Here is a 12,151-nt window from a genome sequence, read left to right as displayed (position 1 = left end):
GCGGGCCTTAGATAAGTACGTGCAGGATCAGATTTTACGGAAGATCAGCGAGCCGTTAGTTCCGCCAAAGCCGAAGGAGTTACACAGGCTGTACTCCATACCTTTCACCTGACGTGCGGTATGCGGGACAAAATCCAGGTCACAACCCTCATCCGGATTATCCAGATTGATGGTGGGTGGGATAACCTGATCGCGCAGCGCAAGGATAGTGAAAATAGACTCCACCGCCCCCGCCGCGCCGAGCAGATGCCCGGTCATGGATTTGGTCGAGCTGACCATAACGCTGTGCGCTGAAGCACCAAACACGGATTTCACCGCCTGAGCTTCGGCTTTATCACCGGCCGGCGTCGAAGTACCGTGCGCGTTGATATAACCAATCTGCTCCGCAGACAGCTGTGCATCTTTCAATGCATTAACCATCGCCAGTGCGGCACCGGCACCATTTTCTGGTGGCGAAGTCATATGATAAGCATCGCTGCTCATGCCGAAACCAACGACTTCTGCATAGATTTTCGCACCGCGTTTTTTCGCGTGCTCATACTCTTCCAGCACCACTAACCCTGCTCCGTCACCGAGGACGAAACCGTCACGGTCTTTATCCCACGGACGGCTTGCCGCCTGCGGGTTTTCGTTGCGGGTTGAGAGCGCACGTGCCGCCCCGAATCCACCGACGCCGAGTGGGGTACTGGCTTTCTCAGCACCGCCTGCCAGCATCACATCCGCGTCGTTATACGCGATGATACGGGCAGCGTGACCGATGTTATGCACACCGGAAGTACAGGCGGTAGCGATAGAGATGCTAGGACCTTTCATACCGAACATGATGGTCAGATGACCCGCAATCATGTTCACAATGGTCGAAGGCACAAAGAACGGGCTGATTTTACGCGGGCCACCATTCACCAGAGAGGCATGGTTTTCTTCAATCAGACCTAACCCGCCAATACCGGAACCAATAGCGGCACCAATACGGTCGGCGTTCTCTTCGGTGATCTCCAGGCCGGAATCGTGCATGGCCTGAATGCCAGCGACGACGCCATATTGGATGAAAGCATCCATCTTGCGCTGATCTTTGCGCGAGATAAATTCATCACAATTGAAATCTTTTACTAAGCCAGCAAAACGCGTTGCGTAGGCACTAGTATCAAAATGGTCGATAAGGCTGATGCCACTCTGACCGGCAACAAGAGCATTCCAGGTGGACTCTACGGTATTGCCGACAGGAGATAACATGCCAAGACCAGTCACAACTACACGACGCTTAGACACGTTCGTCCTCCAGGGAGGGAAAAGTTGACACTGTGTGGGAAGTTCAGATAAAACTCAGGCGGTCGAATGACCGCCTGGAGATGTTCACTTATGCCTGAGCTGAATTGATATAATCAATGGCAGCCTGAACGGTAGTGATTTTCTCAGCTTCTTCGTCCGGAATCTCGGTATCGAACTCTTCTTCCAGAGCCATTACCAGCTCAACGGTATCAAGAGAATCAGCACCCAGATCATCTACAAAAGAGGCAGTATTAACAACTTCTTCCTGTTTAACGCCCAGCTGCTCGCCAATGATTTTCTTAACGCGTTCTTCGATAGTGCTCATACTATTAAATTTCCTATCAAAACTCGCTTTCGCGATGGTTTTCGTAGTGTATAAAATGTTGAAAAAGATGCAACTAAATCCCGGCTGGTATGACCACGATTTACGCTATTTTGCGGCTTTTACCCCAAATAACGCAAATACTTTCGTGATGATCAGACCATATACATTCCGCCGTTGACGTGCAGCGTTTCACCAGTGATGTACGCAGCCTCGTCAGAGGCTAAAAATGCAACGGCATTGGCGATTTCCTGCGCGCCGCCGAGGCGACCTGCAGGCACTTCCGCCAGAATGCCCGCACGCTGATCTTCGCTCAGCGCACGCGTCATGTCGGTTTCAATGAAACCGGGTGCCACGACGTTAACGGTAATGCCACGTGACGCGATTTCACGCGCCAGTGACTTGCTAAAGCCAATCAAACCCGCTTTTGCTGCCGCGTAGTTTGCCTGGCCCGCATTACCCATTGTTCCAACTACGGAGCCAATGGTAATAATTCGGCCCGCGCGTTTTTTCATCATGGCACGCATTACCGCTTTCGACAGGCGGAATACGGAAGTCAGATTGGTGTCCAGAATATCCTGCCACTCATCGTCCTTCATGCGCATCAGAAGATTATCACGCGTGATGCCTGCATTATTGACTAAAATGTCAACTTCGCCAAATTCGGCACGAATATTTTCCAACACGCTCTCAATCGAGGCTGAGTCGGTAACGTTCAGGAGCAGGCCTTTACCGTTATCACCCAGATAGGCGCTGATAGCATCGGCACCGCTTTGGCTGGTTGCAGTACCCACAACTTTGGCACCGCGAGCTACCAGAGTTTCTGCAATAGCACGGCCAATTCCACGGCTTGCACCGGTGACCAGCGCGATTTTACCTTCGAAGTTCATGTTCATCCTCGTTTATTGTTCAAGCGCCGCTGACAGGCTGGCCTGGTCGTTTACCGCCGCCGCCGTCAGAGTGTCAACAATACGTTTAGTCAGCCCGGTCAAAACCTTACCCGGGCCCACTTCCAGCAGCGAAGTGACGCCCTGCTGAGCCATAAATTCTACACATTCTGTCCAGCGTACCGGACTGTACAGCTGGCGAACCAGCGCACTGCGAATCGCTTCGCCTGATGTCTCGCACTTCACATCAACGTTATTCACCACCGGGAAGGCGGGGGCGTTAAAGGTAAGTTGCTCCAGCGCTACCGCCAGCTTATCCGCAGCGGGCTTCATCAGCGCGCAGTGCGACGGAACGCTCACTGGCAGTGGCAACGCGCGTTTAGCGCCGGCGGCCTTACAGGCAGCACCCGCACGCTCAACGGCTTCTTTGTTGCCGGCAATCACGACCTGGCCAGGGGAGTTAAAGTTTACCGGAGAAACAACCTGCCCCTGCGCAGCGTCTTCACAGGCTTTGGCGATAGACGCATCGTCCAGACCAATAATGGCCTGCATCGCGCCCGTTCCTTCAGGAACGGCTTCCTGCATCAGTCTGCCACGCAGCTCAACCAGCTTGATCGCATCGGCAAAAGCAATGACACCTGCACAAACCAGCGCACTGTACTCACCCAGGCTGTGGCCTGCAAGCATTGACGGCGCTTTTCCGCCTTTTTCCTGCCAAACGCGGAAAATGGCAACAGATGCAGCCAGTAAAGCAGGCTGAGTTTGCCAGGTTTTGTTCAACTCTTCAGCAGGTCCCTGTTGAACCAGCTGCCAGAGGTCATAACCGAGCACAGCAGAGGCTTCACTAAAGGTTTCTTCCACAAGCTTGTTTTCGCTCGCCAAATCGGCCAGCATGCCCAGCGCCTGAGATCCCTGTCCAGGGAAAACCATTGCAAATTGCGTCATTGTGATTTCCTGTTAGTCGCGATGACTTATTAATAAAATTCTTATTAATCAAAAAAGATAATCAGAAGCGCACCAGCGCCGAACCCCAGGTGAACCCGCCGCCAAAGGCTTCCAGCAGGATTAACTGGCCGCGTTGAATACGACCATCGCGCACCGCTTCATCCAGCGCCGTCGGCACCGAGGCCGCCGAGGTGTTGCCATGACGATCGAGCGTCACCACCACTTTATCCATATCCATACCCAGCTTGCGGGCGGTGGCGCTGATGATACGCAGGTTAGCCTGATGCGGCACCAGCCAGTCGATGGCGCTGCGGTCAAGATTATTGGCCTGAAGGGTTTCGTCAACGATATGTGCCAGCTCGGTCACGGCGACTTTAAAGACTTCGTTACCCGCCATGGTCACATAGGATGGTTGATCCTGATGCTCACGATCCTGATTTGACAGGGTCAGCAGCTGGCCATAGCGGCCATCGGCATGCAGGTGAGTCGAGATAATACCCGGCTCTTCGCTGGCACCCAGTACCACTGCGCCTGCGCCATCACCAAACAGAATGATCGTGCTGCGATCCTCAGGGTCAAGCATGCGCGCCAGCACATCAGCGCCGATCACCAGGGCATGTTTTACTGCGCCGTTTTTGATGTACTGGTCGGCCACGCTAAGCGCATAGGTGAAACCCGCGCAGGCGGCAGCCAGATCGAAAGATGCCGCATCATCAATCTCCAGCATTTGCTGGATCATGCAGGCGGAACTTGGGAATGCGTGACTTGAGGAGGTGGTCGCAACCACGATCAGGCCAATGTCGTTCTTATCAATTCCGGCCATGGACAGCGCACGTTCTGCAGCGTGGAAACCCATGGTTGCCACGGTTTCATCCGGGCTGGCGATACGACGTTCACGGATACCGGTACGAGTGACAATCCACTCGTCTGACGTATCCACCATTTTTTCCAGATCGGCGTTAGTCCGCACCTGTTCGGGCAAATAGCTGCCCGTACCGATAATTTTCGTATGCATGTACGCTCAGTCACTCTTAGGTAATACAGCTTGAAGGCGGGCAGCAATCCGCTCGGGTACTTGCCGCCGCACCGCCTGCTCTGCCTGTTGGATAGCCACCGCAAATGCGCGTTCATTCGCGGCACCGTGACTCTTAATCACGGTGCCGCGTAATCCTAACAGACAGGCGCCATTGTACTGGTCGGGGTTGAGATGGCCGAATTTCTTCGCCAGGCGCTTTTGTAGAACGCGCCCCAGCACTCGCAACCACCAGACCGTCTTTTTACCTTCGCCCTGTGATTTCAACAGCGAAAGGAACATTCTTACCACGCCTTCCATCGTTTTCAGCGTGACATTGCCCACGAAACCGTCGCAGACAAGCACGTCTGTCTTACCGGTAAGAAGATCGTTGCCTTCGAGGTATCCAATATAGTTAATTTCTGGCGTTTCACGCAGCCTGGCTGACGCATCGCGAATCGAAATCAACCCTTTGGTCTCTTCCTGACCAATATTAAGTAGTGCCACTCTTGGGCGCGTAATGGCTAACACTTCTTCCGCCATTACCGCACCCATAACAGCAAACTGCACCAGCATAGCACTGTCAGAATCGACGTTAGCGCCTAAATCCAGAACCACGGTCTTGCCGTGCTGCTGATGCGGTAACACGGTCACCAACGCCGGGCGGTCAATGCCGTCCAGCGGTTTTAATAATAGTTTGGCCAGCCCCATCAGCGCCCCGGTATTGCCCGCGCTAATGCAGGCCTGAGCCTGCCCTTCTTTCACCTGCTCCAGCGCCATTCGCATGGATGACCCGCGGCTGGCGCGAATCGCCTTTGAAGGGCTGTCATCACTGGCAATAACCGATTCGGCAGCAATAATCTGCAGACGCGCCCTGAGGGCAGAATCAGCTGTGGTAAGTAATGACGTGATTTTGTCGGGATCGCCGACTAATAGAAGATGCAGATGTGGGTTAGATGCCAGTGCCTGCAGTGATGCAGGCACTGTCACGCAGGGACCGAAGTCCCCGCCCATGGCATCTATCGCCAGGGTCAATCGTGTCAAAATAGCTCCGCTAGCCGCGGAATTACTTAACGATGACCTTGCGACCGCGGTAGTAACCATCCGCAGTGATGTGGTGACGCAGATGAGTTTCGCCAGAAACTTTGTCTACGGAAAGAGCTGCAGTGGTCAGGGCATCGTGTGAACGACGCATGCCACGCTTGGAACGGGTTGGTTTATTCTGTTGTACGGCCATGGACCTTACTCCTATTACTTACGCTTTAAACTGGCTAATACGGCAAATGGGTTTGGTTTTTCTGCCTCTGCAGGCAACTTGCCAAAGACCATGTCCGCCTCGGACACTTCACAGTGTTCAGAATCATGCACCGGAACGACAGGCAGGGCGAGAATGATTTCATCCTCAACCAATGCCAGCAGATCGGTTTCGCCAAACTCGTTGACGTTGATCGGCTCGTACGCTTCCGGCAATGCTTCGGCCTGTTCGTCAGTGACGACCGGGCTGAAACAGTACGATACGTGGACATGATGCGGGAATGTCTGATTGCAGCGTTGGCAGCACAGCGTCACAGAAACTTCAGCCGTACCTTTCAGTACCGCCAGGCGCTGTTCGTCAATCGCAAACGACATCACACATTCAACATCACTGTCCACGCTAACCACCGAGTCGGCGATACGCTCAACCTGTTCAGGGGTGTAAACACCCTGGTAGTCCAGGCGTTTTTGAGCGGTTCGGACCGCATCGAGAGTCAGGGGTAATTTTACCTTTTGCATAGGGCGCGCATATTAACTTTGTAACGACATAGAGTCAAAGAAAAAGGCCGTAAAACGGCATCTTTCAGCCATGATTCGCATCCTGTGCGGCGCATAGTTTAAAATGCCTGCCACCGATTCGCTATATATTCTGGAAAAAATTATGCGCCAACTGGTTTTAGCCTCTACGTCCACCTACCGAAAGGCGCTGCTCACCAAGCTTCAGCTGCCGTTTGTCACTGCGGCACCGCAGGTTGATGAAACCCCGCTAGCCGGGGAGTCCGCGACAGATTTGGTGGCCCGCCTTGCGGCAGCGAAAGCTCAGGCACTGGCGGCTGCCTACCCCGATCACCTGATTATCGGCTCAGATCAGGTCTGCGTGGTCGCGGGCAAAATTTGCGGCAAACCGCATACCGAGGAGAATGCCCACGCCCAGCTGCGTGCCGCCAGCGGGCACAGCGTGGTGTTTTACACCGGCCTGGCACTGCATGACAGCCGTGAAGGGACAACGCAACTTATCTGTGAGCCATTCAGCGTTGATTTCCGTGAATTAAGCGACAGTGAAATTGCGGCCTATGTTGCCAAAGAACAGCCGCTAAACTGCGCAGGCAGTTTTAAAAGTGAGGGGCTGGGCATCACGCTATTTGACCGTTTATCGGGGCGCGACCCCAATACGCTGGTCGGGCTGCCGCTGATAGCGCTGTGTGAGATGTTAAGAAAGGCAGGGGTTAATCCGCTAGGATGATAGCGCGACGGTGATGCGGGTCAGGCATGCCTGACCCGGTTAAATAACACGTTACGTTGCCGGGAACTGCTTCCGCAGGATATCCAGGCAGCGCTTGAGCTGGTCGTCCAGTGGTGCTTCCACGCGCATCACTTCGCCGCTCGCTGGATGGGTGAAGCGCAGCGCGGCAGCATGCAGAAACAGACGTTTAAGCCCGGTGCCGCTCAGCTGCGTGTCAAACTCGGCCTCACCATAGCGATCGTCAAACGCAATCGGATGCCCGGCATGGAGCGTATGCACACGGATCTGATGAGTACGCCCGGTAACCGGGCTGGCTTTCACCAGCGTTGCTATTGCGTAGCGCTCTTCCACTTTGAACAGCGTCTCGGAGGGCTTACCTTCGCTGTTCACTTTGACGATGCGCTCGCCGCTTTGCAGAATATTTTTCATCAATGGCGCACGCACCGCCTTCACGTGCGAAGGCCACTGCCCGCGCACCAGCGCCAGATAATCTTTCTGCATGCCCTTTTCCCGCAGCTGCTCGTGCAGCGAGCGCAGCGCCGAGCGCTTCTTCGCCACCAGCAGAATGCCGGACGTATCGCGGTCCAGGCGGTGCACCAATTCGAGGAAGCGGGCATCCGGGCGCAGCGCGCGCAGGCCTTCAATCACGCCAAAGCTCAGACCGCTGCCGCCGTGAACCGCGGTGCCGGAAGGCTTATTCATCACCAGAATATGGTCATCTTCGTAGACAATCGCGCCTTCCAGCGCAGCCACTTTGCTCAACTTCGGCGAAACGTTCTCTTCTTCACGTTCAGCCACGCGCACTGGCGGAATACGCACCTCATCCCCGGCCTCAAGCTTATATTCAGGCTTGATGCGCTTTTTGTTCACCCGCACTTCGCCCTTACGCAAAATGCGATAAATCATGCTCTTCGGCACCCCTTTTAATTGGGTGCGCAAAAAGTTATCGATGCGCTGTCCTGCCTCATCGGCAGAAATAGCAATAAAATGTACGGCTGGAGTATTGGTTTTCATGGTTGGCGATTCTAAATAGTGCGCTGTGATAGCGCCACCTCTTTTTCTGTGCTTAACTGAGTTGGACGGTTTCGCAGGAGGTTATGATCGGTTTTTAGACGATCTGCTGAAAAGCACTGCAATTCGCTCTAAAAGCTGAGAGAAACTTCTCAACGCGGAGAAAGTCATCTTGCGATCACCCGCTTAGCAATGGAATAATGTTTCCGTTTTGACGCTAAGACTTGTGAATGCAAGAAAAAAGCGTTTACCCGATAGCTTTCAGCCTTCCTTATATATGGCAGTTGAAAGATAAGGGTGTAATACGAAATTTTGCCGGATAGCCCATACACGCAGCAATGGCGTAAGACGTATTGTGCAATCAGGCATTTAGCGGGCTGCGGGTTGCAGCCTGGACGAAAACGGGATTGGTTCACCTGGTATTATACTGGCGGTTCTCCCTATCAAAGCGCTGTTTTTCCATATGTAAAACAGGCTACCGAGTATTTGCGCCCCAAGAGCAGCCGACATCCGTGAGGTTGACGGCTTTGCGATGAGACACGGGGTCATCGGTCTTTCACGTCCAGCGTTACTTTGCCCGCAGCTTTGTCACTAATGTAAGAATAATGAGTAAGTTACGATGAAAAGAATGCTGATAAACGCAACTCAGCAGGAAGAGTTGCGTGTTGCCCTCGTGGACGGACAACGTCTGTACGATCTGGATATTGAAAGCCCTGGACACGAACAGAAAAAAGCCAACATCTATAAAGGCAAGATCACCCGCATTGAACCCAGTCTGGAAGCCGCATTTGTTGACTACGGCGCTGAAAGACACGGTTTCCTACCTCTGAAAGAAATCTCCCGCGAATACTTCCCTGCTAACTACAACGCACACGGCCGCCCAAATATTAAGGACGTACTGCGTGAAGGCCAGGAAGTCATCGTACAGATTGATAAAGAAGAACGTGGTAACAAGGGTGCTGCCCTGACCACCTTTATCAGCCTGGCAGGCAGCTATCTGGTCCTGATGCCGAATAACCCACGTGCAGGCGGGATTTCACGCCGCATCGAGGGTGACGACCGTACCGAACTGAAAGAAGCCCTTTCGGCTCTTGAGTTGCCAGACGGCATGGGCCTGATCGTGCGCACTGCGGGCGTTGGCAAACAGGCCGATGCGCTGCAGTGGGACCTCAGTTTCCGCCTGAAGCACTGGGACGCCATTAAGAAAGCCGCCGACAGCCGCCCTGCTCCGTTCCTGATCCACCAGGAGAGCAACGTGATTGTGCGTGCTTTCCGTGACTATCTGCGCCAGGACATCGGCGAAATCCTGATCGACAACCCGAAAGTGCTCGAACTGGCGCGCCAGCATATCGCCGCGCTGGGCCGCCCGGATTTCAGCAGCAAAATTAAACTGTACACCGGTGAAATCCCGCTGTTCAGCCACTATCAGATTGAGTCGCAGATCGAGTCCGCTTTCCAGCGTGAAGTGCGTCTGCCTTCCGGCGGCTCGATTGTTATCGACACCACCGAAGCCCTGACCGCTATCGATATCAACTCCGCGCGCGCAACCCGCGGCGGCGACATCGAAGAGACCGCATTCAACACCAACCTGGAAGCGGCTGACGAAATCGCCCGCCAGCTGCGCCTGCGTGACCTCGGCGGCCTGATCGTCATCGACTTTATCGATATGACCCCGGTACGCCACCAGCGTGCGGTAGAAAACCGCCTGCGTGAAGCGGTTCGCCAGGATCGTGCGCGTATTCAGATCAGCCATATTTCACGCTTCGGCCTGCTGGAAATGTCGCGTCAGCGTCTCAGCCCGTCACTGGGTGAATCCAGCCATCACGTGTGCCCACGCTGTAGCGGTACCGGCACCATCCGTGATAACGAATCGCTGGCGCTCTCTATCCTGCGTCTGATTGAAGAAGAAGCGCTGAAAGAGAACACCAAAGAAGTTCACGCGATTGTTCCAGTCCAGGTAGCGTCATACCTGCTGAACGAGAAGCGCGAAGCGGTCAGTGCCATCGAGAAGCGCCAGGGTGGCGTCAAAGCCATCATCGTGCCAAACGATCAGATGCAGACTCCGCACTACTCCGTGCTGCGCGTGCGTAACGGCGAAGAGACTCAAACCCTGAGCTACCACCTGCCGAAGCTGCACGAAGCCGAAATGGCCCTGCCGTCTGAGGAAGAGCATTCCGAGCGTAAGCGCCCTGAACAGCCCGCTCTGGCCGCCTTCGTGATGACAGATGCACCACCGTCACCGGTAGAAGAAGTGACCGCAGCAGCTGCTCCTGCCGCCCTTGCGAAACCGGAAGCGAAAGCCCCTGCGGCCCCAACTCAGCCGGGCCTGATGAGCCGCTTCTTAACCGGGCTGAAGAAGATGTTTGCCGCGGAAGAGAAACCGCCGGCGCAGCCAGTACAGCCGGTGGTAGAAGAGAAAGCACCAGAAGCAGCCGCACCGCGTGGTGAACGCCGCAACAACCGCCGCCAGAATAACCGTCGCGACCGTAATGGTGACCGCAACGGCGAGCGCAATGAGCGTTACGGTGACCGCAACGAACGTAGCGGTGAGCGTAACGAGCGTGGTGGTGAGCGTAATAACGACCGCAACGATCGTAACGCGGAGCGCAACGATCGTAATGCCGATCGCAACGGCGAGCGTACTGAACGTAACGATCGCGCCCCGCGCGAGCGTAACAATGAAGCGCGTGAAGGCCGTGATAACAATCGCCGCAACAATAACAACAAGCGCAACTCGCAGCAGAACGATCCACGCAGCGAGCGCATGGTGCCGGACGAGTTCGAGCGCAGCGAGCCTTCGCAGCCGCAGCCGCGTCAGGAACGTCAGCGCCGTCGCCCAGGGCAGAACCAGGAAGAAAAACGCCCGGTTGTGCAGGAAGAAGCGATTGTTGAACCGATCGTCGCCGCTGTTGATGACAATCAGGATGCGCAGGAAGAGAACGTACAGGTGATGCCGCGCCGTAAACCGCGCCAGCTGAATCAGAAAGTGCGTATCGAAACCGCCGAGCAGACTGCCGCGCGCTCATTCGAACCGCAAGCCGCTGCACCATCAGCTGCTGTGAATGAACCAGCCGCAGCAGAAACCGATGACAGCGAAGATCGCGAAAGCAACAACATGCCGCGCCGTTCACGCCGTTCGCCGCGCCACCTGCGCGTCAGCGGTCAGCGTCGTCGCCGTTACCGTGATGAGCGTTACCCAACACAGTCACCAATGCCGCTGGCTAACGCTGCTGCATCGCCAGAGATGGCATCCGGGAAAGTGTGGGTCTCCTATCCGGTTGCTCAGGTTAATGACCACGAAACGCATGCTGAGCATCAGTCAGTGGTTCCCGCTTACGGTCACGCCGATGTGGCAGAACCTGCCGCCGTGGAAACCGCTGCCGCCGTTGCCGCTGTTGAAACCGTTGCTGCTATCGAAGCCCCTGCTGCGGTTGAAGCACCTGCTGCGGTTGAGGCCCCTGCTGAAGTAGCGGCTCCGACGGAAGTGACTGCACCGGCAGCCGTGGCAGAGGCCCCGGTTGCGCAGACGCCAGCGGTGCCAGCACCCGAAGCTGAACCTGTGCACATCGCAGAACCCCAGCCGGAAATGCAGCCGGAGATTGCTCCGGTGGACGCGGCGGACACTTCAGCTATCGATGCTGCGGTGAACGAAGAGCCGGCTGTGATCTCCAGCGCTGACGAAGTTGTTGCACAGGAAACGGCAGCCGAAGCGGTTCCGGCGCAGCCTGCACCAGCTTTCGAAGCGGTGGATGCCGTGGCAGAAATGGTGGAAGCAGCCCAGCAAACTGAACAGCCTCAGGTGACTGAAGCGGCCAGCGAACTGGCGCATGAAACTGCCGCTGACGTCAGCCCGGAAGTTGAACAGCAGGTTGCCGAAGTGCTGCATGCACCAGAAGCTGCCGCTGAGCAGCCAGCGAACATCAGCGAGCCACAGGCTCCGGTTCCGGCACGTGACGAGCCGGCCACTGCTGCCGTTGCCGCGCCAGCCCAGAGCAGCTTCAAGCACCATGCAACCGCGCCAATGACTAAAGCGCCGGCTCCGGCTTACCAGCCAGAACCTGCTCGCCAAAGCGACTGGGTGCGCCCTGACTTCAACTTTGAAGGTAAAGGCTCCGCAGGCGGTCATGCTGCAACTCATCAGGCGACGGCACCGGCAACGCGTCCGTAACTGTCCCGCTGAGTAAAAAGCCCCGGTCTGATGACCGGGG

Annotated in this window: 11 protein-coding genes; 2 read left to right on the top strand and 9 right to left on the bottom strand. The window is 55.5% G+C overall.

Going from position 1 to position 12,151, the window contains the following annotated elements:
• Positions 1-27 precede the first annotated feature (27 nt).
• The 8 genes from fabF to yceD form a co-directional block, all read right to left on the bottom strand.
• Positions 28-1,269, bottom strand: a complete 1,242-nt coding sequence (gene fabF / locus ACLI4M_RS18295) for a beta-ketoacyl-ACP synthase II (RefSeq protein WP_048916390.1) — start codon at positions 1,267-1,269, stop codon at positions 28-30.
• 88 nt (positions 1,270-1,357) lie between these two features.
• Positions 1,358-1,594 carry an acyl carrier protein gene (gene acpP / locus ACLI4M_RS18290; protein WP_048916391.1) on the bottom strand — a complete coding sequence of 79 codons (237 nt, stop codon included), beginning with the start codon at positions 1,592-1,594 and terminating at the stop codon, positions 1,358-1,360.
• A 152-nt stretch (positions 1,595-1,746) separates the two neighbouring features.
• Entirely contained in the window at positions 1,747-2,481 is a 735-nt protein-coding gene (gene fabG / locus ACLI4M_RS18285) for a 3-oxoacyl-ACP reductase FabG (protein ID WP_048916392.1), read from the bottom strand.
• Between the two features lie 12 nt (positions 2,482-2,493).
• On the bottom strand, positions 2,494-3,423 hold the full coding sequence (fabD, locus tag ACLI4M_RS18280) for an ACP S-malonyltransferase (protein ID WP_048916393.1): 930 nt from the start codon (positions 3,421-3,423) through the stop codon (positions 2,494-2,496).
• A 61-nt stretch (positions 3,424-3,484) separates the two neighbouring features.
• The gene (locus tag ACLI4M_RS18275) at positions 3,485-4,438 is read right to left on the bottom strand and encodes a beta-ketoacyl-ACP synthase III (protein WP_048916395.1); all 954 of its coding nucleotides are present in this window, start codon (positions 4,436-4,438) and stop codon (positions 3,485-3,487) included.
• A gap of 6 nt (positions 4,439-4,444) precedes the next feature.
• Positions 4,445-5,479 carry a phosphate acyltransferase PlsX gene (gene plsX, locus ACLI4M_RS18270; RefSeq protein ID WP_099753394.1) on the bottom strand — a complete coding sequence of 345 codons (1,035 nt, stop codon included), beginning with the start codon at positions 5,477-5,479 and terminating at the stop codon, positions 4,445-4,447.
• 22 nt (positions 5,480-5,501) lie between these two features.
• On the bottom strand, positions 5,502-5,672 hold the full coding sequence (gene rpmF / locus ACLI4M_RS18265) for a 50S ribosomal protein L32 (RefSeq protein ID WP_003849870.1): 171 nt from the start codon (positions 5,670-5,672) through the stop codon (positions 5,502-5,504).
• Positions 5,673-5,686: 14 nt separating this feature from the next.
• Positions 5,687-6,208: a 23S rRNA accumulation protein YceD gene (yceD, locus tag ACLI4M_RS18260; protein ID WP_133623949.1), complete on the bottom strand. Its 522-nt coding sequence runs from the start codon at positions 6,206-6,208 to the stop codon at positions 5,687-5,689.
• Between the two features lie 142 nt (positions 6,209-6,350).
• Between yceD and ACLI4M_RS18255 the strand changes: the two genes are divergently transcribed.
• Positions 6,351-6,932, top strand: a complete 582-nt coding sequence (locus ACLI4M_RS18255; protein WP_133623950.1) for a Maf family protein — start codon at positions 6,351-6,353, stop codon at positions 6,930-6,932.
• Between the two features lie 51 nt (positions 6,933-6,983).
• Here ACLI4M_RS18255 and rluC read toward each other — a convergent pair whose 3' ends face one another.
• Entirely contained in the window at positions 6,984-7,946 is a 963-nt protein-coding gene (gene rluC, locus ACLI4M_RS18250; protein WP_133623951.1) for a 23S rRNA pseudouridine(955/2504/2580) synthase RluC, read from the bottom strand.
• A gap of 616 nt (positions 7,947-8,562) precedes the next feature.
• Between rluC and rne the strand changes: the two genes are divergently transcribed.
• A complete protein-coding gene (rne, locus tag ACLI4M_RS18245) occupies positions 8,563-12,111 on the top strand; it encodes a ribonuclease E (protein WP_133623953.1) in 3,549 nt (1,182 codons plus the stop codon).
• The last annotated feature ends 40 nt before the right edge of the window (positions 12,112-12,151 follow it).

The sequence above is a fragment of the Erwinia sp. LJJL01 genome, from assembly GCF_047300805.2.
GTDB classification, from domain to species: domain Bacteria; phylum Pseudomonadota; class Gammaproteobacteria; order Enterobacterales; family Enterobacteriaceae; genus Erwinia; species Erwinia aphidicola.
The sequence above is the reverse complement of the archived record's forward strand: the minus strand, read 5'-3'. Positions and strand labels throughout refer to the sequence as shown.